This window comes from Streptomyces purpureus, from assembly GCF_014648195.1.
In the GTDB taxonomy this organism is placed as follows: domain Bacteria; phylum Actinomycetota; class Actinomycetes; order Streptomycetales; family Streptomycetaceae; genus Streptomyces; species Streptomyces purpureus.
In genome coordinates this window covers 37,023-60,199 of the sequence record NZ_BMQQ01000018.1, presented here as the reverse complement: position 1 = coordinate 60,199, position 23,177 = coordinate 37,023, and the positions used below count along the sequence as shown (strand labels likewise).

21 protein-coding genes and 1 pseudogene are annotated in these 23,177 nt (G+C 72.1%); 6 read left to right on the top strand and 16 right to left on the bottom strand.

Going from position 1 to position 23,177, the window contains the following annotated elements; all coding sequences use genetic code 11:
- Nucleotides 1–144 precede the first annotated feature (144 nt).
- The gene (locus IEZ01_RS22185) at nucleotides 145–1,410 is read right to left on the bottom strand and encodes an MFS transporter (protein ID WP_229833140.1); all 1,266 of its coding nucleotides are present in this window, start codon (nucleotides 1,408–1,410) and stop codon (nucleotides 145–147) included.
- Between the two features lie 564 nt (nucleotides 1,411–1,974).
- Here IEZ01_RS22185 and IEZ01_RS22180 point away from each other — a divergent pair.
- Nucleotides 1,975–2,721: an SDR family oxidoreductase gene (locus tag IEZ01_RS22180; RefSeq protein WP_019891565.1), complete on the top strand. Its 747-nt coding sequence runs from the start codon at nucleotides 1,975–1,977 to the stop codon at nucleotides 2,719–2,721.
- A 38-nt stretch (nucleotides 2,722–2,759) separates the two neighbouring features.
- The gene (locus tag IEZ01_RS22175) at nucleotides 2,760–3,569 is read left to right on the top strand and encodes an SDR family oxidoreductase (RefSeq protein ID WP_189203343.1); all 810 of its coding nucleotides are present in this window, start codon (nucleotides 2,760–2,762) and stop codon (nucleotides 3,567–3,569) included.
- A gap of 45 nt (nucleotides 3,570–3,614) precedes the next feature.
- Here the strand turns inward: IEZ01_RS22175 and IEZ01_RS22170 are convergent, their stop codons facing one another.
- Nucleotides 3,615–4,106 (bottom strand): hypothetical protein, encoded by a 492-nt coding sequence (locus IEZ01_RS22170; protein WP_028798291.1) that lies wholly within the window; start codon nucleotides 4,104–4,106, stop codon nucleotides 3,615–3,617.
- Between the two features lie 198 nt (nucleotides 4,107–4,304).
- On the opposite strand from IEZ01_RS22170, the gene IEZ01_RS22165 reads away from it, so the two are divergent.
- The gene (locus tag IEZ01_RS22165) at nucleotides 4,305–5,003 is read left to right on the top strand and encodes a UdgX family uracil-DNA binding protein (protein WP_019891562.1); all 699 of its coding nucleotides are present in this window, start codon (nucleotides 4,305–4,307) and stop codon (nucleotides 5,001–5,003) included.
- A 21-nt stretch (nucleotides 5,004–5,024) separates the two neighbouring features.
- Here the strand turns inward: IEZ01_RS22165 and IEZ01_RS22160 are convergent, their stop codons facing one another.
- A complete protein-coding gene (locus IEZ01_RS22160) occupies nucleotides 5,025–6,815 on the bottom strand; it encodes a thiamine pyrophosphate-requiring protein (RefSeq protein WP_019891561.1) in 1,791 nt (596 codons plus the stop codon).
- Nucleotides 6,816–6,991: 176 nt separating this feature from the next.
- On the opposite strand from IEZ01_RS22160, the gene IEZ01_RS22155 reads away from it, so the two are divergent.
- Nucleotides 6,992–8,176: a zinc-dependent alcohol dehydrogenase gene (locus IEZ01_RS22155; RefSeq protein WP_019891560.1), complete on the top strand. Its 1,185-nt coding sequence runs from the start codon at nucleotides 6,992–6,994 to the stop codon at nucleotides 8,174–8,176.
- Between the two features lie 52 nt (nucleotides 8,177–8,228).
- On the opposite strand, the gene IEZ01_RS22150 is transcribed toward IEZ01_RS22155, so the two are convergent.
- From IEZ01_RS22150 to IEZ01_RS22130, 5 genes are all read right to left on the bottom strand, one after another.
- The gene (locus IEZ01_RS22150) at nucleotides 8,229–8,477 is read right to left on the bottom strand and encodes a DUF6480 family protein (RefSeq protein ID WP_019891558.1); all 249 of its coding nucleotides are present in this window, start codon (nucleotides 8,475–8,477) and stop codon (nucleotides 8,229–8,231) included.
- Between the two features lie 43 nt (nucleotides 8,478–8,520).
- Nucleotides 8,521–9,288, bottom strand: a complete 768-nt coding sequence (locus IEZ01_RS22145; RefSeq protein ID WP_019891557.1) for a metallophosphoesterase family protein — start codon at nucleotides 9,286–9,288, stop codon at nucleotides 8,521–8,523.
- Entirely contained in the window at nucleotides 9,285–9,548 is a 264-nt protein-coding gene (locus IEZ01_RS22140; RefSeq protein WP_019891556.1) for a BON domain-containing protein, read from the bottom strand. Before IEZ01_RS22140 ends, IEZ01_RS22145 begins: the two co-directional genes overlap by 4 nt.
- Nucleotides 9,545–10,285 (bottom strand): nucleotidyltransferase family protein, encoded by a 741-nt coding sequence (locus tag IEZ01_RS22135; protein ID WP_189203341.1) that lies wholly within the window; start codon nucleotides 10,283–10,285, stop codon nucleotides 9,545–9,547. The genes IEZ01_RS22140 and IEZ01_RS22135 overlap by 4 nt, the downstream gene beginning before the upstream one ends.
- Nucleotides 10,286–10,509: 224 nt before the next feature.
- Nucleotides 10,510–10,932 (bottom strand): hypothetical protein, encoded by a 423-nt coding sequence (locus tag IEZ01_RS22130; protein ID WP_019891554.1) that lies wholly within the window; start codon nucleotides 10,930–10,932, stop codon nucleotides 10,510–10,512.
- Between the two features lie 93 nt (nucleotides 10,933–11,025).
- Between IEZ01_RS22130 and IEZ01_RS22125 the strand changes: the two genes are divergently transcribed.
- On the top strand, nucleotides 11,026–15,507 hold the full coding sequence (locus IEZ01_RS22125) for a cation-translocating P-type ATPase (RefSeq protein WP_189203339.1): 4,482 nt from the start codon (nucleotides 11,026–11,028) through the stop codon (nucleotides 15,505–15,507).
- Nucleotides 15,508–15,513: 6 nt separating this feature from the next.
- Here the strand turns inward: IEZ01_RS22125 and IEZ01_RS22120 are convergent, their stop codons facing one another.
- The 3 genes from IEZ01_RS22120 to IEZ01_RS22110 form a co-directional block, all read right to left on the bottom strand.
- On the bottom strand, nucleotides 15,514–15,969 hold the full coding sequence (locus tag IEZ01_RS22120) for an iron chaperone (RefSeq protein WP_019891551.1): 456 nt from the start codon (nucleotides 15,967–15,969) through the stop codon (nucleotides 15,514–15,516).
- Between the two features lie 43 nt (nucleotides 15,970–16,012).
- Nucleotides 16,013–16,342, bottom strand: a complete 330-nt coding sequence (locus IEZ01_RS22115) for a helix-turn-helix domain-containing protein (protein WP_189203337.1) — start codon at nucleotides 16,340–16,342, stop codon at nucleotides 16,013–16,015.
- A gap of 71 nt (nucleotides 16,343–16,413) precedes the next feature.
- Nucleotides 16,414–16,824: a VOC family protein gene (locus tag IEZ01_RS22110; protein ID WP_028798290.1), complete on the bottom strand. Its 411-nt coding sequence runs from the start codon at nucleotides 16,822–16,824 to the stop codon at nucleotides 16,414–16,416.
- Nucleotides 16,825–16,989: 165 nt separating this feature from the next.
- Between IEZ01_RS22110 and IEZ01_RS22105 the strand changes: the two genes are divergently transcribed.
- Nucleotides 16,990–17,649: a maltokinase N-terminal cap-like domain-containing protein gene (locus tag IEZ01_RS22105; protein WP_019891548.1), complete on the top strand. Its 660-nt coding sequence runs from the start codon at nucleotides 16,990–16,992 to the stop codon at nucleotides 17,647–17,649.
- Between the two features lie 18 nt (nucleotides 17,650–17,667).
- On the opposite strand, the gene IEZ01_RS22100 is transcribed toward IEZ01_RS22105, so the two are convergent.
- The 5 genes and pseudogenes from IEZ01_RS22100 to IEZ01_RS22080 all read right to left on the bottom strand — a co-directional run bounded on the left by IEZ01_RS22100 (nucleotide 17,668) and on the right by IEZ01_RS22080 (nucleotide 23,097).
- Nucleotides 17,668–18,141, bottom strand: a complete 474-nt coding sequence (locus tag IEZ01_RS22100) for an SRPBCC family protein (RefSeq protein ID WP_028798289.1) — start codon at nucleotides 18,139–18,141, stop codon at nucleotides 17,668–17,670.
- Nucleotides 18,129–19,028, bottom strand: a complete 900-nt coding sequence (locus tag IEZ01_RS22095) for an RNA polymerase sigma-70 factor (RefSeq protein WP_019891545.1) — start codon at nucleotides 19,026–19,028, stop codon at nucleotides 18,129–18,131. The genes IEZ01_RS22100 and IEZ01_RS22095 overlap by 13 nt, the downstream gene beginning before the upstream one ends.
- Before the next feature lie 178 nt (nucleotides 19,029–19,206).
- Nucleotides 19,207–21,408 (bottom strand): RNA polymerase recycling motor ATPase HelR, encoded by a 2,202-nt coding sequence (helR, locus tag IEZ01_RS22090; RefSeq protein ID WP_189203335.1) that lies wholly within the window; start codon nucleotides 21,406–21,408, stop codon nucleotides 19,207–19,209.
- A gap of 466 nt (nucleotides 21,409–21,874) precedes the next feature.
- Nucleotides 21,875–22,132 carry a hypothetical protein gene (locus IEZ01_RS22085; protein ID WP_229833138.1) on the bottom strand — a complete coding sequence of 86 codons (258 nt, stop codon included), beginning with the start codon at nucleotides 22,130–22,132 and terminating at the stop codon, nucleotides 21,875–21,877.
- Between the two features lie 132 nt (nucleotides 22,133–22,264).
- Nucleotides 22,265–23,097, bottom strand: a pseudogene (locus IEZ01_RS22080) (LysR family transcriptional regulator).
- Nucleotides 23,098–23,177: the final 80 nt, after the last annotated feature.

Genomic DNA, 23,177 nt, shown 5'->3' with positions numbered 1-23,177 from the left:
CATCCCGGGCCCGACCGCTCGCCCCGCCCCGGAGACGCTCATGGCCAGGTCCCGGACGAGCGGCTCCTGCGGATCACCGTCGACGATGTCCTCGACGCGGTGGCCGCGCTCCCGGACCCCGGCCGGCCAGGCGAACAGTCCCGGTCAGGCGGCGGTCGTCAGGGCCGGTTTTCCGACCGCGACGGGCTCGTCGGTCCGCAGGACGACCGTGGTCGTGCCGCGGCGCGTACGGAGCACATAGCCGGCCCCGATGGCACCGGCGATGAGCAGACCGCCCGTGACGAGCGCGCCCCGCGCTCCGGCCAGTTCCATCAGGAGACCGAGCAGCGGCGGGCCGGCGAGGCCCCATGAGGTCTTGATGGTGTTCCAGACGCCGAGCACGCGTCCGCGCATGTGCGCGGGCGGATCGGTCTGGAGGACGGTCGTGCCGGCCGTGTCCGACACCGACTCGACCACGGCCATCGGCAGGACGAGGACGAGCAGGACGGCGAGGGAGGGCGACAGGCCCGCCACCGCCTGGAGGAGGGCTCCGGCCGCGGCGAGGGTGCCGACGAGCCGGACCGAGGGCTTGCGCAGCCGGGCGCCGAGAACCGCGCCGAGGATGCCGCCGACGGCGAGCACGGTGGAGACGGTGCCGAAGGCGCCCGCTCCGCCCGCGAGCGGACCGGTGACGAGGACCGCCAGGGTGAGCCCGTAGTTCCGGCCGAAGACGGCGCTGATGCCGGTGATGCCGGCGAGCGCGACCAGCCGTGGCCGGCGGAAGAAGAACATGAGCCCCTGGCGCACCGTCCGGTCGTCCTCGCTCCGGGCGGTCGCCGGCACGTCCGCGGCCTCGGGGCGGGCCTCGGCGCGGCGCGCGGCCTGCGGTACGGGACGCAGGAAGGGGATCACCAGGGCGACGAACAGGAACGACAGCCCGTTGGCCGCGTACGCGGCGGCCGTACCGAGGAAGCCGACCGTGATACCGGCCATCGCGGCTCCGGCGAGCCGGCCGGCGTTGTGCACGAGCGATCCGACGCCGATGGCGGAGGGAACGTCCTCGGTGCGGACCAGGTCGTTGCCGAGCAGCGCGCACGCGGGGCCGTCGACGGTGGCGATCAGACCGGTGATCGCCGCCAGGGCCATCAGGACGCCGAGGTTGAGCTGGTCCGTCACGACGAGTACGGCCGTCACGAAGGCGACGGCGCCCAGCAGGGCCTGGCTGACGGCGGCGGTCAGCTTCCGGGGCCACCGGTCGACGACGGCGCCGCCGACGACGCCCATGAGCAGCCCGGGCGCCGCCTGGACGGACAGCGACAGGCCGGTGGCGGCGGCGGATCCGGTGATCTGCAGGACGAGCAGGTTCTGGACCGTGAGCTGCATCCACGTGCCCGCGTTGGACACGAAGTTGGCGACGGACCACCAGCGCATGCTGCGGTACTTGAGGGAACGCCAGGGCGAACGGTCGTCCCGTGCGGAGGCAGGACGCGGCGCGGCCGAGGCCGTGGAGTGAGAGGGCACAGTCGAGTACTCAGTGACGAGCCCGGGTGCGAAAAGCAGCCCCGGGCTGGCGGATGTGGCGAGGAGCGGGCGTGAAAATGCGTGACGCTGCCGCTCCGCCGGAACTCTTGCGTGCTGTACCGCTCGTCGGGCGCTCCTTCGGGCCTCCTGGCACAGCGGTGACCAGTTTGGCAGAGAACGCCCGATTGGAAAGGCGGAGCGTGGGAAGCGGTGCCCTCGGTGGCACGAAATTCCATGGAGACAGGACGACTTGGACTTCTGGTGTGCTTGCTCACAGGAACCGCTGCTTGGACTCCTCCGTACGGTTCGGGCCGCGTCGACGTGACGCGGGCCACGCTCGCGCGTGCGCCGGGGGTCCGGCCGCCGGTCCACCCCCGCGTGCCGGATCCCCCCGCAGGCTCCACAGTGGGAGACGAAGCGGTCACTCCTTGCACACGACCGGCGCGAGACCGCAGGCGACGGAAGGCGGAGAGCATGGACAGCGGAGTACGGGTCGACCTCCACGGCAGGCGGGCCCTGGTGACCGGTGGGGCACGCGGACTGGGGGCGTCCATCTGCCGCAGGCTGGCCTCGGCCGGGGCGTCGGTGCTGGTGGCGGACGTACGCAAGGACATGGCCCGGGAACTGTGCGACGACCTGACCGGCGCCGGGCGCGACGCCCGCTTCGTCGAGATGGACGTCCGGGACCCCCGGATGGTCGCCGACGTCTTCCGCGACCTGGACGCGGAGGGCCATGCGGTGGACGTGCTGGTCAACAACGCCGCCGTGGACGTGTCCAAGCCGATCGAGCACCTGACGGCCGACGAAGTGACCCGGGTGGTCACCACGAATCTGCTCGGCCCGATGTACCTGTGCCTGGAGAACTACCGCCGCATGGTGGCCCGTGGCGGCGGTCACATCGTGAACATCCTCTCCACCGCGGCCAACCGCACCTGGACCGAGGCGGGACCGTACGCGGCGGGCAAGACGGGCCTGCGCGCCTTCACCCACACGCTGTTCAAGGAGGCGCAGCGGGACTGCCCCGGCATCGGGGTCACCGGTGTCATCGCGGGCGGCATGGAGACGCCGTTCATCATGGAGCGCTTCCCGGACGCCGACGTGTCGATGCTGCAGAGCCCGGACATCGTGGCCGACACCGTGCTGTACGCCCTGTCGGTACCGGCCGGCAGCGCGGTCTCCGAACTGGTCGTCGTCCCCCGCAAGGAGCCCTCCTGGCCCTGACCGCCCGGCCATGCCCTCCCAACCAGTGAAGGAGCGAGATGTCCACCTCCCCGGGTGCGCAGACCCCCGTCGCCGTCATCACCGGCAGTGACTCCGGCATCGGGCGGGCCACGGCCGTCCGCCTCGCCGCCGACGGCATGGACGTCGGCATCACATACCACACCGACCGGGAGGGCGCCGAGGCCACCGCGGCGGAAGTACGCCGCCATGGCCGGCGGGCCTCCGTCGCCCAGATGGACCTCACACACCTGCCCGAGGCGGCCGATGTGATCGACGCGCTCGCCGAGGATCTGGGCCGTCTGGACGTGCTGGTCAACAATGCCGGCACCGGCACGGCGACCCCGTATCTGGAGCTCGACCACGCGAAGGTCCAGAAGGTGATCGACGTCGACCTGATCGGCCCCTTCCTGTGCGGGCAGCGGGCGGCGCGGCGCATGATCGCGCAGGGCGGCGGGGGCAGGATCGTCAACGTCACGTCCGTGCACGAGCACCAGCCGCGCGTCGGCGCGGCGCCATACTGCGCCGCCAAGGGCGGCCTGGGTCTCCTCACGCAGGTGATGGCCCTGGAACTCGCCGAGCACGGCATCACGGTCAACGCCGTCGCCCCGGGCGAGATCGCCACCCCCATGACCGGGCAGGAGGACGAGGACGTGACGAAGGTGACGCGCCGCGGCATTCCGCTGCGGCGCCCCGGGGACGCCCGCGAAGTCGCCGCCGTCATCGCGTTCCTGGCGGGACCCGAGGCCTCCTACGTCACGGGAGCCTCCTGGTCGATCGACGGCGGGATGCTGCGGATGGGCCCGATGGCGGGCTCGCACCTCGACGACGACTCCTGGCGCCGCCCGTGAGGGGCTGATCCGCGCCGCCGGGGCTCACCCAGTCGCGGCCGGGGCTCAGTCGCGGCCGCCGCGCAGGATGGAGTCGGCGGCGGTGTCGTGCAGGGCGTCCACGGAAGCCATCTGATCCGCGGCCCGCTCCAGCAGCGTCTGCAGCCGCTCCTCGTCAAAACCGTCGTGCTCCATGACGACGGGCAGAAGCGCCTGCCACAGCTGGTGCTTGCCCTGGATCCCCATCCGCAGCGCCTCCAGCTCGATCAGCGTGCTCAGGCCCGACCGGTGGTAGACGCGGCCGTTGGGCTTGAGCCGGCCGACCTTCTCCGCGACCCACCCGCCGTAGACCTTGTAGCGGCGAGGAGTGACGTCCAGTGCGTCCATCAACTCCAGGAGACTCTCCCGGTCCTCGGCGATGTCGTCCGCCAGACGCCGCAACTCCCCCGCCCGCCCCGAGGAGCGGTGCGCCCCCGCGATGCGCCGGGCCAGTTCGACCCCGGACGTGGCTCCCGCCAGATGGTCGTTGAGGTAGATGCTCACAGCTTGGTGGTTCACAGGGCCTTCTTTCTCCCGACAAGGACCGGTTCGTTCTCTTCGTTACGCATCCTCGCTCGTCCACGGCCGATCCACGCGTGTGGCGCGAGCGGCCGGACGCCGGATTGCGGCCGCGCTCACCCGGGCGCAGGGTGGCATCAGGCGCTGGGCGGCCCGGTGCCGGCCGTGCCTCAGCGGGAACAGCGGAGGTGACGAGGCATGGGAACGACCCATGACGGGCAACCGGAGCAGGCGTACGACGCCACGCCCTTCCTGCCCGGCGGCCGGGCGGGCCTGCCGGGTCTCCGCAAGGCGGCGGCCCAGTGCCGGGGATGCCCGCTGCACGAGGACGCGACCCAGACCGTGTTCGGCGAGGGCGACACCTCCGCCCGCCTTCTTCTCCTCGGGGAGCAGCCGGGCGACCAGGAGGACCGGCAGGGCAGGCCGTTCGTCGGTCCGGCCGGCAGGGTGCTGGCGCGAGCGCTGGGGGATGTGGGCATCGACCCGGAGGCGGCGTACGTCACGAACGCGGTGAAGCACTTCAAGTTCACGACCCCCGAAGGCGGCAAGCGCCGCATCCACAAGTCGCCGAACCTGCGGGAGATGACGGCGTGTCGGCCATGGTTCCTCGCCGAACTGCGGCTCGTGTCCCCGGAGGTGGTCGTCGCGCTCGGGGCCACGGCGGGAAAGGCGCTGCTCGGTTCGTCGTTCCGGGTCACCGAGCAGCGTGGCGCGCTCCTGCCGTGGCCGGATCTGGGCGACGGCGGCGAGGCCGCCGAGAGTGTGCGGGGGCTGGTGGCGACGATTCACCCTTCGGCGGTTCTGCGGGCCGACGACCGGGACGCCGTGTACGACGGGCTGGTCTCCGATCTGCGGGTGGTGGCCGACGTACTGTCCCACGACAAAGGCGCTCCGTAGCCGTAGCCGTATGCGTGGCCGTCATCCTTTGCTCTTGCCGCCGGGCAGGAGGTTCTGGACCTTCGCCTTGAGGCCCTGGCGCACGACCGATGCCCGGTCGCTGTCGCCGTGGACCATGGCCCCGGCGACGTTGGCGATCTGGTCGAGGGTGGCGTGCGGCGGGATGGGCGGCACGGCCGGGTCCGTACGGAAGTCGATGACGAAGGGCCGGTCCCCCGTCAGAGCCTGGCGCCACGCGGACTCCACGCCGTCGGGTTCGTCCACCCGTGCTCCGTCCAGGCCCAGTTCCCGGGCGAACGCGGCGTACGGCACGTCGGGCAGCCGCTGGGACTCCTCGAACTGCGGTGCTCCCTCCAGGGCGCGCATCTCCCACGTCACCTGATTGAGGTCCCGGTTGTTGAGGACTGCCACGACGAGCCGCGGATCGCGCCACTGCGTCCAGTACTTGGCGACCGTGATCAGCTCGGCGAGGCCGTTCATCTGCATCGCGCCGTCGCCGACGAGGGCGACCGCCGGCCGGTCCGGCCGGGCGAACTTCGCGCCGATCACATAGGGCACGCCCGAGCCCATCGTGGCCAGCGTCCCCGACAGGGACCCGCGCATGTCACCCCGCAGACGCAGGTGCCGGGCGTACCAGTTCGCGGCGGAGCCGGAGTCGGCGGCGAGGATCACGTCGTCGGGCAGGAGTCCGTCGAGGGCGTGAACCACGTATTCCGGGTTGATCGGGTCGGCGGACACGGCGGCTCGGCGCTCCATCACCTCCCACCACCGGGCCGTCTGCCGCTCGACGTTCTCGCGCCAGGACCGGTCGGTCTTGTGGTGCAGCAAGGGGATCAGCCGTTGGAGGGTCGCCTTGGCATCCCCGACGAGATTGAGCTCGAAGGGGTAGCGAAGCCCCGCCATCGACGGCTCCAGCTCGACCTGGACGGCCCGTACCTTGCCGAACTCCGGCAGGAACTGGCTGTACGGGAAGCTGGAGCCGATCACCAGCAGGGTGTCGCAGTCCCGCATCAGCTCGTACGACGGCCGGGTGCCGAGCAGGCCGATGGCACCGGTGACGTACGGCAGGGTGTCGGGGAGGACGTCCTTGCCCAGCAGGGCCTTCGCGACGCCGGCTCCGAGGAGTTCGGCGAGCTGTTCGACTTCGGGACGGGCGTCCCGTGCCCCCTGCCCGACGAGTACGGCGACGCGTTCGCCGGCGTTGAGGATCTCGGCGCTGCGCTCGATGTCCTCGTCGGCGGCCACGACCACGGAACGGCCCAAGCCCAGGCTGGAGGGGACCATCTTGAAGGCGTGCTCGGGCGCCTCGTACTCCAGCTCCTGGACATCTCCCGGGACGATCACGGCGGTCGCGGTACGGCGGGCGGTGGCCACGCGCATGGCCCGGTCCAGGACGTTGGGCAGCTGCTGGGGGACGGTGACCGTGCCGCAGAAGTCCGATGCCACGTCCTTGAAGAGGGCCGGCAGGTCGACCTCCTGCTGGTACGAGCCGCCCAGCGCGGTGCGGTCGGTCTGCCCGACGATCGCCACCACGGGAACGTGGTCGAGCTTCGCGTCGTACAGACCGTTGAGCAGATGGATGGCGCCGGGGCCGGAGGTCGCCACGCAGACGCCCGTACGGCCCGAGAACTTGGCGTAGCCGACCGCCTCGAAGGCGCTCATCTCCTCGTGCCGCGACTGGATGAACCGCGGCCGGTTGCCGGCACGCCCCCAGGCGGCCAGCAGACCGTTGATGCCGTCACCCGGGTAGCCGAAGACGTGCTCGACGCCCCACTCACGGAGCCGTTCGAGGATGTGGTCCGAAACCTTCATGACGGGGACTCCGTCCGTTGTCACCGGTTGGATCGGTACGGCGCCTACCCGGCTGCGGCCGGGGAAACATGGCCGGGGCGGATTCAGGATGTTCCGTCCGCCCGGGGGTACCCGCCGATGGGGCGGCCCGGCCGCCGGCGGCCGGCCGTCGAACCTATCCGGACCGGGAGGACGCGATGCGTGCACTGACCTGGCAGGGCAGGAGGGACGTCCGGGTCGAGACGGTCCCCGACCCTCGGATCCAGGACCGGACCGATGTGATCGTCCGCGTGACCTCGACCGGGATCTGCGGTTCCGACCTGCATCTGTACGAAGTCCTGGGCCCGTACCTCGATCCCGGTGACATCCTCGGCCACGAGCCGATGGGCATCGTGGAGGAGACCGGCTCCGACGTGCGGAGCCTGTCGCCCGGCGACCGGGTCGTGGTGCCCTTCAACGTCTCCTGCGGTACGTGCTTCATGTGCGAGCACGGTCTGCACTCGCAGTGCGAGACGACCCAGGTGCGTGAGCGGGGAACGGGCGCCGCGCTGTTCGGGTACACCAAGCTGTACGGGCAGGTGCCGGGCGGGCAGGCGCAGTTCCTGAGGGTGCCGTTCGGTGACACGCTGCCGGTCAAGGTGCCCGAGGGGCCGCCCGACGAGCGTTTCGTCTATCTGTCCGACGTGCTTCCGACCGCGTGGCAGGCCGTCGAGTACGCCGCCGTTCCCCCGGGCGGTTCGCTCACGGTCCTCGGCCTGGGGCCGATCGGTGACATGGCCGCCCGTATCGCGCTGCACCGCGGCGCCTCGCTGGTCGTCGGCGTGGACCTCGTACCGGAACGGCTGCGCCGGGCTTCCTCGCGCGGCGTGACCGCCCTGGACCTGCGGGAGCACGACCACGGTCTGGGCGACACGATCCGTGACCTCACCGACGGCCGCGGCACGGACGCCGTCATCGACGCCGTCGGCATGGAGGCGCACGGCGCGCCGCTGGTCAAGGCGGCGCAGTGGGCCACGGCCAAGCTGCCCGGCGCTCTCGCGCAGAAGGTCATGGAGCACCTCGGCGTCGACCGGCTGAACGCCCTGTACACGGCGATCGACGTCGTGCGGCGCGGCGGCACGATCTCACTCGCCGGGGTCTATGGAGGGATGGCCGATCCCATTCCGATGCTGACCCTGTTCGACAAGCAGCTCCAGCTGCGGATGGGGCAGGCCAACGTCCGGCGCTGGGTGGACGACATCCTTCCCCTGCTCACGGAGAGCGATCCCCTGGGCGTGGAGAATTTCGCCACGCATGTGCTGCCGCTGGAGGAGGGGCCGCAGGCGTACGAGACGTTCCAGGCGAAGGCCGATGGGATGGTCAAGACCCTGCTGAAGCCGTAGGGGCCCTCGGACGGGCCGTGCGCGCACGGCCTTCCGTCCGTACGGTCCGTGCTCAGAGAATCAGGACGAGCGCGTAGACCAGGAAGAACGCCGCGATCAGGAGCACCACCACGGAGATCGCGAACAGCGGGCCCTTGCCCCAGCCGCGGTTCCGGGGCTCGTACGGGCCGGCGCCCGAGGACGTGCTCGACTCGGCCGGTGGCGTCTCTCCCGGCGGGACCGAGCCACCTGGCTCCAGGCCGGAGGACACCCCGGGATCGGGGTCGGGGTTGTGGACGGGGTCCGGGTTGTTGGCAGTCATACGCAGCGGCTGCCCGGTTTGCCCCGATCTATTGATGGCGGGTCTATTGATGACGGGCCAGGGAGGCTACGGGCTCGGGCGAGGCGAGTGGCACCTCGAGGTGGTAGACGGCGAACGCGCGGTCGATCACGGGCTGTGCCACATTGCGTACGCGGACGCCGCCCGCCGTCATACCGTGCTCGACGCCCAGGTGGGCGTGGCCGTGGACGGCGAGATCCGCGCCGCCCTCGTCCACCGCCTCGGCGAGCAGATAGCTGCCGAGGAAGGGGTAGATCTCCGGCGGCTCGCCGGCGAGGGTGTCCGGCACCGGCGAGAAGTGCGTCAGCGCGATCCGTACGGCGCATCCGTCCGCGGCGAGCTCTTCGAGCGTGCCGCGCAGGCTCGAAGCGCAACGGCGGGTGTAGCGGACGAACTCCTTCATCAGCGGCTCGCCGAACTCGCCTGCGCTGCGGCCCTCGTAGCCGCCGCAGAAGCCCTTGGTCCCCGCGATGCCGACCCTGGTGTCGCGGATGTCCAGGGTGGTGCCGTCCCCCTCCAGGACGGTGACTCCGGCGTCGGCCAGTACGGCCGTCACCTCCGCCTCCTGGTCGGAGTGGTAGTCGTGGTTTCCGAGGACGGCCACGACCGGGACCGGCAGTCCGGCCACCTCCGCGGCGACGATCTCGGCCTCCGGGACGGTGCCGTGGCGGGTGAGGTCGCCGGCGAGCAGGAGGACGTCCGCGGAGTCACGGAGGGTGTCGAAGGCCGGGCGGAGCAGGCCTCGGCAGTCCTCACCCAGATGGATGTCGCCGACGGCCGCGATCCGGATCATGGGAGCTCCTCGGGGCGGTCGGGCGCGGACGCGGAGGCGACCATCAGGTCGGAGCGTACGACGACGGTGTCGCCCAGCTCCTCCTGGGCGATGCGCAGGATGTGGTCCCGGTGCGCGGCTGTGGGGACGGTGCCGGAGAGGAGGAAGGCTCCGCCGCGCTCCTCGATCCGGATGCCCAGCTCGGCGATGTCGTCGCGGGCCAGCCGCTCACGCAGGCGCGCGATGCGGTACCCGTGTTCTGCGGTCCCGCCGGGGGTCATGGGCCCTCCTTCTGGGCGTCCCGGGGCTCGATGACGCCGAGCCGTTCGAGGAGGTAGAGGAACGCGTCGGGCAGCGGCTCGTGCTGGTACTCGGCGCGCAGGGCGTCCCAGTCGATGCGCTCCCGCAGGGCCCGCGCGATGGTGAGCAGCCGTCCGAAGTCGCAGTACTGCTCGGACAGGGCGGCGAGCCGGCTGCTCAGCATGTCGTGCGGGGCCAGGACCGGCATGCGGACGGAGTCGACGGCCAGCACATGTGCCTTCTGCAGCATGTCGTCGGTGACGGGCCGGTGGGACAGCTCGAAGATCAGGTCGATCTCCTCGCCGCCGGCGCGGGCCTTGACCAGCCAGTCCTCCGGGCTGGGCACGATCTCCACGCCGCCCTCCCGCAGGCTCTGCACCACGCCGTCGACGTCCTGGCGCCGGATGCAGAAGTCCGTGTCGTGCTGGAGGACGGCCGGGACGCCGTGCGCGTGGGCGGCGACGCTGCCGGCGAGCGCGAAGGGGTAGCCGGACGCCTTCAGCAGCACGGCCACCCGTTTGGTCGTCTCCAGGATCGCCTGAGTGTGGTCCTTGGGCAGGGGCTGGGCCTCGCCGGGGGCTCGGATGTCGGTCCCGTCGGGGCCGGGCGAGCCGGAGCGTGGGGCATCGGGGGCGTCGGCGACGTACAGCCGCCGTGATTCGCCCTGGCTCTCTGCCGTGCTCTGGGTCGTGGAGTGACTCTCTGTCGCGGAATTCATGACGCGCTCCGTCCTGCCCGTCCGTCCGGCACGAGCGCCGAACGCCGGGTGCTGCGTGGGCGGAATCGGCGGTACTGCCAGACCAGTCCGAACCGGACAAATGGTACGCCACGCGAGGCGCGCGGGCCGTGCACCACCAGCCTCTCCCCCTCCGTCGCCACGTGCCTCCCCGTGGCCCGGCTCCGCCGGAGCCGGGCGACCGGTCGCATGCGTGAGGCGGGGGCTCAGGCGGCCGCGGGCCGCGTGGCGGAAGGCGCGCCCTCGCCCGGGCCGGACGGCGTGGCGCCCTTGTTCCGGCGGCGGAACATGGCGTAGCAGACGCCGAAGCCGATGGCGACAGGCCATTCGAGGACGTCGGCGGCGCCGAGAACCCCCAGGCCCACATAGACCGGGACGCCGCGCTTCGCGGGGAGGACCTGGCGGGCCAGCGCGACCGGCAGCATCGCCGCGTTCACCGCGCCGCTCGCCACCCGGTCGAAGGAGGGGACGGTGACGGTGATGGTGCGCTCCTCGCGGTCCTTCGTGGCGCCGCCGCCGCTCTGGTCGGCGTACTCCGGACCCGGCTCGGGCCCCTTGCCCTCGGCGGCCTTCGCGGCCTTCACCTTGCCCGCGGACTCACGCTTGCCTGTGTTCTTGGGTGCCGTCATGGATCTCACATCCCGACGATGCGAAACAGTGGACAACCCGCTTATGCCCCCTCTTGCATGGCCCATCCGGGACCCTTGCATGAAACTGGAGCCATGTGGGTGCCTTCCCCGATCGGATGGCTGACATCGGGCGTCACGGCGGGAGTACGCGGTCTGGCGGTCGCCGCCGGGCTGCCGAGGCGTGACGTCTGGTGGCGCCCGGGACGCTGCTACGTCGAGGTCCACGGAGTGCACGGCCCGGAAGGCGAGCAGGTGGCCCGGCGGGTGGAGCGCGTGCTGGAACGCCATCCGGGAGTGCTGTGGGCGCGCGTGAACGCCCCGTCCGAACGGGTCGTCGTGGCCGTCGCGGCCACGCCACCGGACGAGCGGGAACTGATCGCCCTCGTCGAACACGCCGAAGCCCACGGCCCGGAGGAGGCGGACCAGTTCGACGAATGGTGCCCTGAACCGCACCACCCCTGCGAAGGCCCGAAAACCCGCCAGACGGTGTCCGCGCTCACGGCGGACGCCGTCGGGCTCGGGATCTCCACCGCCCGGCTTCTCACGCCCTGGCTCAGGCTCCCGCCCGAGGTACCGGCGTTCATCGACGCGCTTCGGTACCACCCCGACCTGCGGCATCTGGTCGCCGCGCTCAGCACCCCCGAGCAGACGGAGTCGCTGCTGCCCGTGATCAGCGCGCTGGCCAAGGGCGTGGCGACCCGCGGCGGCGGCATCGTCTTCGACATCGTCAAGCGCCAGGCGCAGTGGCGTGAGGCCACCGCCGAACGCAAAGCCTGGGAGGAGGCCGAGCCCCGGCTCGTACGCGGCCCGGAGGATGCGGCGGCCGAACCCCTTGTGGTCGAACGGCCCGGCCCGACACCCCGTGACGTCACGGACCGCTACGCCCGGAAGGCCGCGGCGGTCGGTACCGCCGCGGGCGCGGCCTCCGTCCCCTTCGTCGGTCTCCGGCGCGCCATGGCCCTGGCCCTCGCGGCGGTACCCAAGGCGCCGGACGCCGGGCGCGAGGGGTTCGCCACCACCCTCGGCCGGTCGCTGGCCCTGCGGGGAGTGGTGACGATGGACCGCGGCGCCCTCCGGCGGCTGGGCCAGGTCGACACCGTGCTCCTCGACGAGGACACGCTGCGCAGCGACCGGTACGAGCCCGTGGACCTGGAGGTGCTCGGCGGTGCCGACCCGGAGCTGACGGCCGAGCGGCTCTTCGCGCTCTTCGACCCGGACGAACCCCTGCGGACCACCCGCGACAAGACGGGCTGGACGCTGGGGCCGCTCGCCGAGCTCGACCTGACGGGCCGTACGGGCCGCCAGGCAGAGGGACGGCTGCGGCGCCGGGGCAGTGAGCGGGCGATCGGACTTGCCAAGGGCCGCCGGCTCCAGGCCGTGGCCGGGCTCTCCGCGCAGAAGGCCCACGGCGCGGACGCCGTGGTGGCCGCGGCGCGGCGGGCGGGCGCCCGCGTGGTCCTGGCGACCGACCGGGACCGGCCCGGGTTCTCCTTCGCGGACGCCGTGGTCCCCGCCGGCGGACGGCTCGTCGCCTCGGTGCGCGGGCTCCAGGCGGACGGGGCGGTCGTGCTCGTACTCTCCGGGAACCGGCGGGCGCTGGCCGCGGCCGACTGCGGAGTCGGTGTGCAGGTCGAGGGCGAACCCCCGCCGTGGGGGGCGCACCTTCTGGTGGGCGCCGACCTGGAATCGGCGGGGCTGATCGTGGATGCCGTGGGCGTGGCCGCGCGGGTCGACCACGAAAGCGCGATGCTCGCCGCCGGCGGCAGCGGAGTCGGCGCGGTGGCGGCGCTGCGGGCCCCGCCGCGGCTGGCGACGTCCCGGGCCCTGGGCGTGGGCGACACGGCGGGAGGCTTCGCCTTCTGTCTCGGCGCCTGGCGTGCCCGGCAGCTTCTGGCCCGACCGCTCGCTCCGCCGGTGAGCAACGTTCCCTGGCACCTCATGCCTGCCGACCGGGTGCTTGAGCGCCTCGGCAGCAGCCCGGACGGGCTGAGCGCCGACGAGGCCGCGGGCCGTGCCAGGGGCGCCTCCGCACCGGGCGAACCGGCGCGGCTCACGCTGCCGTGGGCGTTCATCGACGAACTGGCCAACCCGCTCACTCCGATCCTGGCCGCGGGCGCGGCACTGTCCACGGCCCTCGGCTCCCGCACGGACGGCGCGCTCGTCGCCGCCATCACGGGCACGTCCGCGCTGGTCGGCGGCTTCCAGCGGGTCAGGACGGAGCGGGCCCTCGCCGAGCTCTTCGCCCGCTCGGCGATCGGCGCGCGGGTACGCAGGGGCGGCCGCGAACGCCTGGTCGCGGCGGGCGACCTGGTCCCGGGCGACGTCGTCGTCCTGGGCCCCGAAGACGTGGTGCCCGCCGACTGCCGGCTGCTGGAGGCGGAAGGCCTGGAGGCCGACGAGTCGTCCCTGACCGGCGAGTCGCTCTCGGTGAGCAAGGACCCTTCTCCGGTGGTCGCCGCCGAACTCACCGGCCGCCGCTCGATGCTCTACGAGGGCACCACGGTCTCCGCCGGCCGTGCCGTGGCGGTCGTGGTGGCCACCGGGTCGGCCACCGAGGTAGGCCGCAGCCTGGCCACCGCACGGCAGGCGGCCCCCGAAACCGGCGTCGAAGCCCGGCTGACCGCGCTCACCCGGGCCAGCCTGCCGGTCGCGCTCGGCTCGGTCACCGCGGTCGCCGTCTCCGGGCTGCTGCACGGCCGGCCCCTGACCGACAATCTCGCCTCGGCGGTCAACCTCGCCGTCGCCTCGGTCCCCGAAGGGCTTCCCTTCCTGGTCAACGCCGCCCAGATGGCCGCCGCACGCCGGCTGGCCGATGCCGGTGCGCTCGTACGCAACCCCCGCACCATCGAGGCGCTGGGCCGCGCCGACGTCCTCTGCTTCGACAAAACCGGGACGCTCACCGAAGGCAGGCTCCAGCTCGCGGAGGTCAGCGACGCGCAGGAGGCGCAACCCGTCGACGCACTGGACGGCCCGCGCAAGCAGGTGCTCGCGGCGGCCCTTCGGGCCACTCCCCCGGCCCGGCAGGCGGAGGCCATGGCGCACCAGACCGACCGGGCGGTGACGGCGGGAGCGCGCCGCGCCCGGGTCGCGGCGCGGACGGGAGCGGCCCGCTGGCGGCGCCAGGACAGCCTGCCGTTCGAGCCGTCCCGCGCCTACCACGCCACCTCCGGACAGACCACGCACGGCGTGCTGCTCAGTGTGAAAGGCGCCCCGGAGAACGTTCTCGAACGCTGTACGCGGCGGCGGGAGGGCGGCAAGCAGGCCCCCCTCGACAAGGACGGGCTCGGTGAACTGACCGCGCGGGCCGAGAAGCTGGCCGGCGCGGGGCGGCGGGTGCTCGCCGTGGCCGAACGGACCATGGACAAGGGCGAGGAGCTCACCGACGACGCCGTGCGCGACCTGGAGTTCCTCGGCTTCCTCACCCTCGCCGACCCCGTCCGTACCAGCGCGGCGCCCGCCACCGCCCGCCTGCGGGAAGCGGGCGTACAGACCGTGATGCTCACCGGCGACCATCCCGCGACCGCCGATGCCATCGCCGCCACCATCAGCGACGTGACGGAACCGAAGGTGTGCACGGGAGCCGAGCTGGACGAGCTCGGCGACGACGAACTCGACGAGCTCCTGCCGACGGTCGACGTCATCGCCCGGTGCAGCCCGCACCACAAGGTCCGTATCGTCCAGGCATACCAGCGCATCGGCCGCGTCGTGACGATGACCGGGGACGGCGCCAACGACGCGCCGGCGATCCGGCTCGCCGACGTCGGTATCGCCCTGGGCAGGCGGGGCACTCCCGCGGCGACCGCGGCCGCCGATCTGGTGGTCAGCGACGACCGCCTGGAGACGATCGTCTCGGCCCTGATGGAGGGCCGGGCCATGTGGACCTCCGTCCGGGCGGCGCTCGCCATTCTCCTGGGCGGCAACCTCGGCGAGGTCACCTTCAGCGTCCTCGCCTCCGCGCTCACCGGCAGCACCCCCCTGAACGCGCGCCAGATCATGCTGGTCAACCTCCTCACGGACCTCGCGCCGTCCCTGGCGATCGCCGTACGAGAACCGACGGGCCAGACCGCCGAGCGCCTCCTCATGGAAGGCCCCCACCGCTCCCTGGGCACGGCGCTCACCGCCGAGATGCTGCTCCGCGGGCTGACCACCGCCACCGGGGCGGGCCTGGCCTGGGGCGCGGCCCGTCTGACGGGGCGCGCGGCACGGGCCAGTACCGTCGCGCTCGCGGCGGTCGTCGGAACGCAGCTGGCGCAGACGCTCATCACGGGCGGCTGGGACCGCCATGTCCTGATCGCAGGGCTGGGCTCGGCGGCGGTGCTGGCGGGCATCATCCAGACGCCGGGGGTCAGTCAGTTCTTCGGCTGCACCCCTCTGGGCCCGGTCGCCTGGGGCATCACCCTGGGCGCCATCGCCACGGCCACCGTGCTGGGGACGCTGCTGTCCCCGCTCGTTCGCAACATGAGCGAAGCGGCCGCCGAAGCGGAGGAGGAGGGCGGGGAGCCCGCCCCGGCCGACGCGCCGGAAGACGCGCAGGCCCCGGCCGTGAGCGCGGTACCGGTCACCGGGGCCGGGTGACGGCCTTCAGCTCACCGCCTTCTTGATGAGCGCGCCGATGAGTGCCTCGTCGGCGGGGGTGAGCTCCCTCAGGGCGAAGGCCGTCGGCCACATCGTGCCCTCGTCGAGGTTGGCCTGGTCGTTGAAGCCGAGCGTGGCGTATCTCGACTTGAACTTCTGCGCGCTCTGGAAGAAGCAGACGACCTTGCCGTTCTTGGCGTACGCGGGCATCCCGTACCAGAGCTTCGGCGTGAGGGCCGGCGCGTCGGCCTTGACGATGGCGTGGATGCGCTCGGCGAGGACACGGTCCGCCTCCGGCATCTCGGCGATCTTCGCGAGCACCTCGCTCTCCGTGTCCGCCTTGGCCGCACGTGTGCCCCGGCGCGCCGTCGTCTTCAGCTCCTTGGCGCGCTCCTTCATCGCGTCCCGTTCCTCGTCCGTGAATCCGTCGTACTTGTTCGCGGGCGTCTGGGTGTCGTTCATGGTGGGTTCTCCCTTGGCGAGGTGTGATCGGGGCCCTTTCAGGCTAGGCGTGGGCCCCGGTCGATGGCTTCTTCGAAACTGATCGGTTGTCCGCGAGAGCAACTTCGCCGGCGCCGGGGCCGCCGTGGCGCAGCAGGGCCGCGGCGCGCTCGATCCGACGCGCCGTCAGGTAGTCGTACGGGGACAAGCCGTAGGCGAGCCGGAACTCCCGGCCGAGGTGCGCGGGCGGCATGTCGGCGTCGCGGGCGAGCGCCTCGACGTTCAGCGGCTGGGCGTACTCCCGGTCGATCCGGTCGCGGACGCGGCGCAGCCGGGCGAGGTCGGCCAGGCGCTGCGCGGCCACGCGTGCGCGCCGCCATGCGGGATGGCACATGAGGGAACCTTTCCTCGGTGTCCACCGGCCCCCGCGTACGCCGCCGGGGCCGGGGTCCGTGGCCGGACGGCTCAGCGGAGTTCCTGGATGCGGATCAGATTGCCCGCGGGATCGCGGAAGGCGCAGTCGCGGATGCCGTAGGGCTGCTCGGTCGGCTCCTGGACGACCTCGGCGTCGCGAGCCTGCACCTTCTCGAAGGTGCCGTCGAGGTCGCGAGTGGCCAGCAGGATCCAGCCGTACGTGCCCTTGGCCATCATCTCGGCGATGGTGCGGCGCTCGTCCTCGGTGATGCCCGGGTCGGCGGCCGGCGGCGCCAGGAGGATGGAGGTGCCCGGATCGGCGGCCGGGCCGACGGTGATCCAGCGCATCTTGCCCTGTCCGACGTCGCTGCGGACCTCGAAGCCGAGGGTGTCCCGGTAGAAGGCCAGGGAGGCGTCGGGGTCGTCGTGAGGAAGGACGGTGGTGTGAATGGTGAGGTCCATGCAGGTCACGTTAGTTGCAGGTGGGTGAGGGACGCTTCTCCATTCCTGATCGTCCGGCCGCCCGCCCCCTTCACGGATCTTGCCGGCTGTACAGCCTCTCCGTCGGCGCCGCGCGGATGCGAGGGTGTGAGGGTTCGCACCGGCTCAACGGAAGGGAACCATCACATGGCCGTCATCCACCAGACCGTGCTCAAGCCGACCAAGCTCGAACTGCTCACGTCCTGGCTGCCGTCCCGTCCGTGGTACCAAGGTGGCACGGGTGAACCGGAGTTGGCGAAGGCCGGCGGCTTCCGGCTGGACGACCCTGAGGGCGAGGTCGGGATCGAGTTCATGGTGGTCACCGATGCCGCAGGCGCCCACCCGGTCGCCTACCTGGTGCCGCTCACCTATCGCGGTGCCCCGCTCGACGGTGCCGAGCACGCCCTCGTCGGCACCATGGAGCACGGCGTGCTGGGTCCGCGCTGGGCCTACGACGCCTGCCACGACCCCGTGGCGGTCGCCCAGTTGGTGGCCTTCATCGACGGGCGCGTGCAGGCCCAGGACCAGAACGTCAGCGACCGCCCCGACCCGGAGGTCACCGCCTCGTACACCGGCGAAGGCTCCCTCTCCACGGACTTCACCACCGCCGACGACGAAGACGGCACCGGACTGACCACGCCGCAGGGCACGATCCTCCGCCTGCAGCGTGTCCTGCAGCCCGCCCCGGACGGCTCGCCCCTTGCTCCGCAGGGGACGATCGGCCAGGTCGCCGGTTCGTGGCAGACACCGGGCGGCGGCCGCGCCCGCGGACTGTTCGCCGTCTTGCGCGCCGGCACGCGAGCGTAGCTCTCCCTCGGCCTGCCGTCATGCCCGTCCCGACCGGGTGCGCCCACCGCGCGGGGCCAGCGCGGTGTCCGCAGCATCGAGGATGTTGCGGAAGGTACGGGTGATGATCGGGCGCGCGAGATGGCGGGTGAGGAGGGCGCCGACCAGCGGAACGGGGATCTCGGCCCGGGTCGTCCAGCACACGTGCGTACCACCGTCGACCTCGGTGAACGTCATCCGGCCGAGTTCGTGCCTGGACGGCGGCAGGCTGCGCTCGACGACGTACTCGGTGGCGTACGGCGGCTCGTACGTCGTGATGCGTTCCCGGAACCAGCCGATCAGCCAGAGGTGGCTGCGCACCGCGCCGACCCCGTAGGGCGCGCCCTCACCGCGCCGGGTCAGGCGGCAGCGCAGCACCACGGGTGAACGGGTGTAGTTGGTGGTGGTGGTGAGCCAGGCGAACACCTCGTCGATCGGGGCGTCGACGACACGCTCGACGGTCATGGTTTCCATGTCTGTCGTCCTCCTCTGTCGAGTGGCCGCACGGCATCGGCGCTGTGCAGCTTGTCCGGGTTGCGGATGCCGTAGAGGCCGGTGATCCGCCCGCCGTCGATCTCGAACGCGACCAGCCAGTCGAGTACGCCGTCGTTGACGAACCGGGCGGCGGGCATGCCGTTGTACGCGGTGTGCTCGACCCGGGTCGTCGCGGTGGTGGCGGTGCGCAGGACGCCGAGGACGAAGTGGGCGACGTCGGCGCGGCCGGTGATCGGCCGGCGGGCGGCGACCACTTTTCCTCCGCCGTCGGAGATCTGTACGACGTCGGGCGCCAACAGGTCCATCAGGGCCTGCACCTCACCGCTCGCCGCCGCGCGGAGGAACGACTGGACGACCTCCCGCGCGGCGTCGGAGTCCGGCTCGAAGCGGCGACGCCGGGCATGCACATGCTGGCGCGCGCGATGGGCGATCTGCCGGACGGCCACCTCCGTCCGGCCGATCGAGGCGGCGATCTCGCCGTGGGTGTAGCCGAACACGTCGTGCAGCACGAACACCGCACGCTCGTTCGGGTTCAGCGTCTCCAGGACGAGCATCATGGCCATCGACACCGACTCGGCCAGGACCACGTCCTCGCCCACGTCGGGCGCGGTACGGATCGGCTCCGGCAGCCACGCACCGACGTACTCCTCGCGCCGCGCCTTCACGGCCCGCAGGTGGTTGAGGGCCTGCCGGGTCACCACACGCACCAGATAGGCACGCGGATGCCCGACCGTGGCCGGATCGACCGCGCTCCAGCGAAGGTAGCTCTCCTGCAGTACGTCCTCGGCGTCGGCGGCGCTGCCCAGCATCTCGTAGGCGATGGTGAACAGCAGCGGACGCTGCTCGGTGAACGCGTCCTCAGCCATACGCCGCCGCCTCCGCCGCCTCCGCCATGAGCGTGCGGTGAACTCCCGACATCACACCCGGCTCCTCTCTTCGCACGCCCATCGAGACACGCGGCGTCGGAGAAGCGTGACAGTCCACCGTCGTGATTCAGCTCACGGCGGCCTGATGGAGCTTGGCGTGCCGGTGGGCCGGCCGAGGTCAGGAGCTCGTCAGGATGACGAGTTGCTGGGTCGCCCTGGTCATCGCGACGTAGCGGTCGACCGCTCCCTCGATGCCCACGCCGAACGTCTCCGGGTCGATGAGGACGACCAGGTCGAACTCGAGCCCCTTCGACAGCTCCGGGGTCAGCGACCGGACGCGCGGCGTCTCCCGGAAGGCGGGGTCAACCCCCTGGGCCCCGATGACACAGGCGATCCCGTCGGCGTTCGCGGCGAGCCAGGTGTCGAGGACCGTGTCCAGATCCGCGACGCAGCCGTGGACGACGGGGAGGCCGTTGCTGCGGATGGAGGTCGGCACGTTGGCGTCCGGGAGCGCGGCCCGGATGACCGGCTCGGCTTCCGTCATGACCTCTTCCGGGGTGCGGTAGTTGACGCTCAGGGAGGCCATGGTGATCCGGTTCAGTCCGACTCGTTCGAGCCGTTCCTCCCACGACTCCGTGAACCCGTGCCTGGCCTGGGCGCGGTCCCCGACGATGGTGAAGCTCCGGGACGGGCAGCGCAGCAGCAGCATCTGCCATTCCGCGTCGGTCAGTTCCTGGGCCTCGTCCACGACGATGTGCGCGAACGGGCCGGCGAGCAGGTCCCGGTCGGTGGTGGGCAGTTCGGAGTCGTCGACCAGGCTGACCTTGGCGTCCTGGCCACGCAACATGGTCACCAGGCCTACGCCGTCGTCACCGTCGGCGCCGGAATCGGCCGCGGCGGCGATCAGGTTGTCGACGACCTGCGTCATGCGCTCGCGCTGGGCGGCGAGGGCGGCCGCGTGCCGTTGCCTGCGCCGGGACGCCTCCGGGTCGCCGAGCCGCTGACGTGCCGCGTCCAGCAGCGGCAGGTCGGAGACCGTCCAGGCCTGCGGGGCCTCCTTCCGCTGGAGCGTGCGCACCTCCTCGCGGTCGAGCCAGGGCGCGCACATCCGCAGGTAGGCGGGGACCGACCACAGGTCGCCGACGATGTCGGCCGCTTCGAGCAGCGGCCACGCGCCGTTGAGGGTGCTGACCAGCTCCCTGTCCTGCATGAGCGACTTGCGGAACTGCTCGGGCGGGACGTCGCCGTCGAACTTGTCCATCAGGATCGTGACCAGCTCCTCCCAGATCTGCTCGCGCGCTTCGTTGTGCGGCGTCCCAGGCCCCGGCGCCTCGAACGCCTCGGCCCAGTCGTCGGCGCTCAGCCAGAGGTCGGCCCAGTCGGTCGTGACCGTCATCCCCTTGACGGGCGGCTCCTCGTAGAACCTGACGGCCATCTCGACCGTCTTCACCATCTCCGCAGACGACTTGAGGCGGGCCACCTCCGGGTCGGTCTCGACCGCCGCCGTGGCACCTTCGTCGACGAGGTCCCGCAGCGTGCAGGTCTGGACGCCCTCCTCGCCGAGGCTCGGCAGGACGTCTTCCACGTACGCCAGGTAGGGCCGGTGCGGACCGACGAACAGGACGCCGCCCCGACGGTGACCGAGACGGGGGTCGGAGTAGAGGAGGTGGGCGGTGCGGTGCAGGGCGACGACGGTCTTGCCCGTGCCCGGCCCGCCGTCGACGACGAGCGCACCGCGGGATTCCGCCCGGATGATGGCGTCCTGGTCGGCCTGGATGGTGGCGAGAACGTCCCGCATCCGGCTGGACCGGTTGCCGCCCAGGCTCGCGATGAAGGCGGACTGGTCGTCGAGCGCGGCGTGCCCCTCAAGCCCTTCCGCGGTGAAGACCTCGTCCCAGTAGTCGCTGATCCGGCCACGGGTCCAGCGGTAGCGGCGGCGGCTGGCCAGGCCCATCGGGTTGGCGTGCGTCGCCGCGAAGAACGGCTCGGCCGCGGGAGAGCGCCAGTCGAGCAGCAGCCGACGTCCGGTGCTGTCGGTCAGACCGAGTCGCCCGATGTACACGGGCTCGAAGTCGTCCGCGCCGACGACGTGTCCGAGGCACAGGTCCAGGCCGAAGCGGCGCAGGCTACGCAGACGGCCGGAGAGCCGGTGGATCTCCGCGTCCCGCTCCATCGCCTCGCGGCCGATGCCGCCGGGCGCCTTGCGAAGGGCGTCGAGACGGTCGGAGAGTTCAGCGATCGCCTGCTCCAGGCTCTCCGCGATGGCCGCGAAGTGCTGCTCGTCTCCGGCGATCAGGGCCGGGTCGGCCTTGGGGGAAAGGTGGTCGGGAAGGTTGAACGCGCTGGTGGTCAGGGCAGTCCTCGCAGTCAGGTGGTACATGTCAACAGCTCCGATCCAAGGCCACGCCCGCGAAGTCCGACGGAGCGCACTGCTGCGCCTCGTGGAACGTTTCCGCAGGTCCTGGCCTTAGGTGAGCGATTGTGCGGTACGACCGGGGCCTTGCCGCAAGCCCCCCTGTGCGCTATAAGTTGAGAGTGGCAAGGAGTGGTTTCACCTCCTTGCCTTTGTCGTTCACGGGCGATGTGGGCGTGGCCGGTTCGCTCAAGACCCCGCCGGCAGCGGCTTCGTACCGTAGCGGGCACGAAGACCTACGCCTCGGCCTCCCTCCACAAGTGTCCTCGCCGACGGCACCGGCGGCGAGGCGGTGTTCGCTCTTCGCCGCCGGGCGGGAATGAGCGACGCGGGGTTCCGGCGCGACGCGGACGCCGTACTCGCCGGCCTCGTCACGCTCAAGGACGTGATGGAGCGCGCCCCGCATCACCCCGCTGATTTCCGGTCGGCCTTCCTAGCGCGACACGAGGAAGTGGACCTCGCGGGGCTTGACCTCCAGGTCGCTCAGGCCGTCGGGTGTCGCGTCCATCTTGCGGCCCACTTCGGCCGCCGCCAGGAAGGCCTCTTCCGACTCGAACGCGCCGGTGGTGACGACGGCGTCGCCGGCGGGGGTGACCCAGACCCCGACGGACTGGAAGCCGGGCCGGCGCCGCGCCGCATCGGTGACCCGGTGGCACTCCCGGACGAACTCTGCACGGCCATCGGCAGCCACTTCCTCGCCGCCGACCACCCCGGCCGCTCCCGCACCCCGGTCATCGCCCGCGCCGCCGACATCATCCTCGATGTCCCTCGTGGCGACTCCGTCGGATGACGTCCCCAGGCCGAGTGGCGAATCCTTCCGCTGTCACTCCGAGCCCGGTGCGGCCGGGATGCCGAGCGTCGCGAGGAAGGCCGTCGCCGCGGGCGTAGGGCTCGTGCGGCTCCAGATGGCGTACTCGACGCGGGTCGGCGCGTCGGTGACCTCGATGGTGGTGACGCCGGTGAGCTGCGGGACGTAGGCGGCGGGGAGCATGGCGATGCCGAGGCCCTGGCCGACCAGGCGAGCCATGACGAAGTCGACGGTAGTCACTTCGAAGGCGACGTCGCGGCTGAGGCCGGCGGCGGAGAAGGCCTGGTCGGACTGGGCGCGGCCGCCGTTCCGGCTGAGAGGTCGACGAAGACCTCGGAGGACACCCTGCGCAGGTCGACCGCCGGCTCGCCGGCGAGTGGGTGGTCCGGTGCGACCACGGCCACCAGCCTGTCGCGGGCGAGTTCGTGGGCGGCGACGCCGTGCGGCCGTGCCGTGGCCGGCAGGCCGCGGAAGGCCACATCGACGGCTCCTTGTCCGACCTGCTCGGCAAGCCCCTCGCTCGCGCCCACGCGCAGACTGACCCCCACCTACGGGTACCGCTGCCCGAAGTCCCGTAGCGCGCCCGGAATGTCGACCGCGGCGACCGTGGGGATCAGGCCTACGGCGAGCCGTCCGCGTACCTCTCCTACGGCGGTGGCGACCTCCGCGGCCGCGCGCTCGGCGGCGTCCAGGCACTGACATGCGGCGGGGAGGGATGCCGTACCGGCCGGGGTCAGGCGCGCCCGGAGGCTGGTGCGCTCGAAGAGTCTGGCGTCCAGTTCCTTTTCCAGGCGAGCGATTTGGTAGCTGAGGGAGGACTGGACGACCAGGCGCAGCGAGCGCACCACGCGCCAGGCGGCCTCGCATCCCCGAGGCCGTCCCCTCCCGCTTCCCCCAGTGCCATCGGGGCCTCCCCCCTCCTCCTCCC

Excerpts from the sequence above, each read along its gene's own strand:
- IEZ01_RS22095 (WP_019891545.1), bottom strand. The coding sequence starts at position 19,028 with ATGGCTGAGGACGCGTTCACCGAGCAGCGTCCGCTGCTGTTCACCATC.
- IEZ01_RS22160 (WP_019891561.1), bottom strand. The coding sequence starts at position 6,815 with ATGAAGGTTTCGGACCACATCCTCGAACGGCTCCGTGAGTGGGGCGTC.
- IEZ01_RS22140 (WP_019891556.1), bottom strand. The coding sequence starts at position 9,548 with ATGACCCCCGGCGGGACCGCAGAACACGGGTACCGCATCGCGCGCCTG.
- IEZ01_RS22115 (WP_189203337.1), bottom strand. The coding sequence starts at position 16,342 with ATGTGCCATCCCGCATGGCGGCGCGCACGCGTGGCCGCGCAGCGCCTG.
- IEZ01_RS22145 (WP_019891557.1), bottom strand. The coding sequence starts at position 9,288 with ATGATCCGGATCGCGGCCGTCGGCGACATCCATCTGGGTGAGGACTGC.
- IEZ01_RS22185 (WP_229833140.1), bottom strand. The coding sequence starts at position 1,410 with ATGCGCTGGTGGTCCGTCGCCAACTTCGTGTCCAACGCGGGCACGTGG.
- IEZ01_RS22120 (WP_019891551.1), bottom strand. The coding sequence starts at position 15,969 with ATGAACGACACCCAGACGCCCGCGAACAAGTACGACGGATTCACGGAC.
- IEZ01_RS22100 (WP_028798289.1), bottom strand. The coding sequence starts at position 18,141 with ATGGAAACCATGACCGTCGAGCGTGTCGTCGACGCCCCGATCGACGAG.
- IEZ01_RS22135 (WP_189203341.1), bottom strand. The coding sequence starts at position 10,285 with ATGAATTCCGCGACAGAGAGTCACTCCACGACCCAGAGCACGGCAGAG.
- IEZ01_RS22125 (WP_189203339.1), top strand. The coding sequence starts at position 11,026 with ATGTGGGTGCCTTCCCCGATCGGATGGCTGACATCGGGCGTCACGGCG.
- IEZ01_RS22175 (WP_189203343.1), top strand. The coding sequence starts at position 2,760 with ATGTCCACCTCCCCGGGTGCGCAGACCCCCGTCGCCGTCATCACCGGC.
- helR (WP_189203335.1), bottom strand. The coding sequence starts at position 21,408 with ATGTACCACCTGACTGCGAGGACTGCCCTGACCACCAGCGCGTTCAAC.
- IEZ01_RS22180 (WP_019891565.1), top strand. The coding sequence starts at position 1,975 with ATGGACAGCGGAGTACGGGTCGACCTCCACGGCAGGCGGGCCCTGGTG.
- IEZ01_RS22165 (WP_019891562.1), top strand. The coding sequence starts at position 4,305 with ATGGGAACGACCCATGACGGGCAACCGGAGCAGGCGTACGACGCCACG.
- IEZ01_RS22105 (WP_019891548.1), top strand. The coding sequence starts at position 16,990 with ATGGCCGTCATCCACCAGACCGTGCTCAAGCCGACCAAGCTCGAACTG.
- IEZ01_RS22155 (WP_019891560.1), top strand. The coding sequence starts at position 6,992 with ATGCGTGCACTGACCTGGCAGGGCAGGAGGGACGTCCGGGTCGAGACG.
- IEZ01_RS22110 (WP_028798290.1), bottom strand. The coding sequence starts at position 16,824 with ATGGACCTCACCATTCACACCACCGTCCTTCCTCACGACGACCCCGAC.
- IEZ01_RS22150 (WP_019891558.1), bottom strand. The coding sequence starts at position 8,477 with ATGACTGCCAACAACCCGGACCCCGTCCACAACCCCGACCCCGATCCC.
- IEZ01_RS22130 (WP_019891554.1), bottom strand. The coding sequence starts at position 10,932 with ATGACGGCACCCAAGAACACAGGCAAGCGTGAGTCCGCGGGCAAGGTG.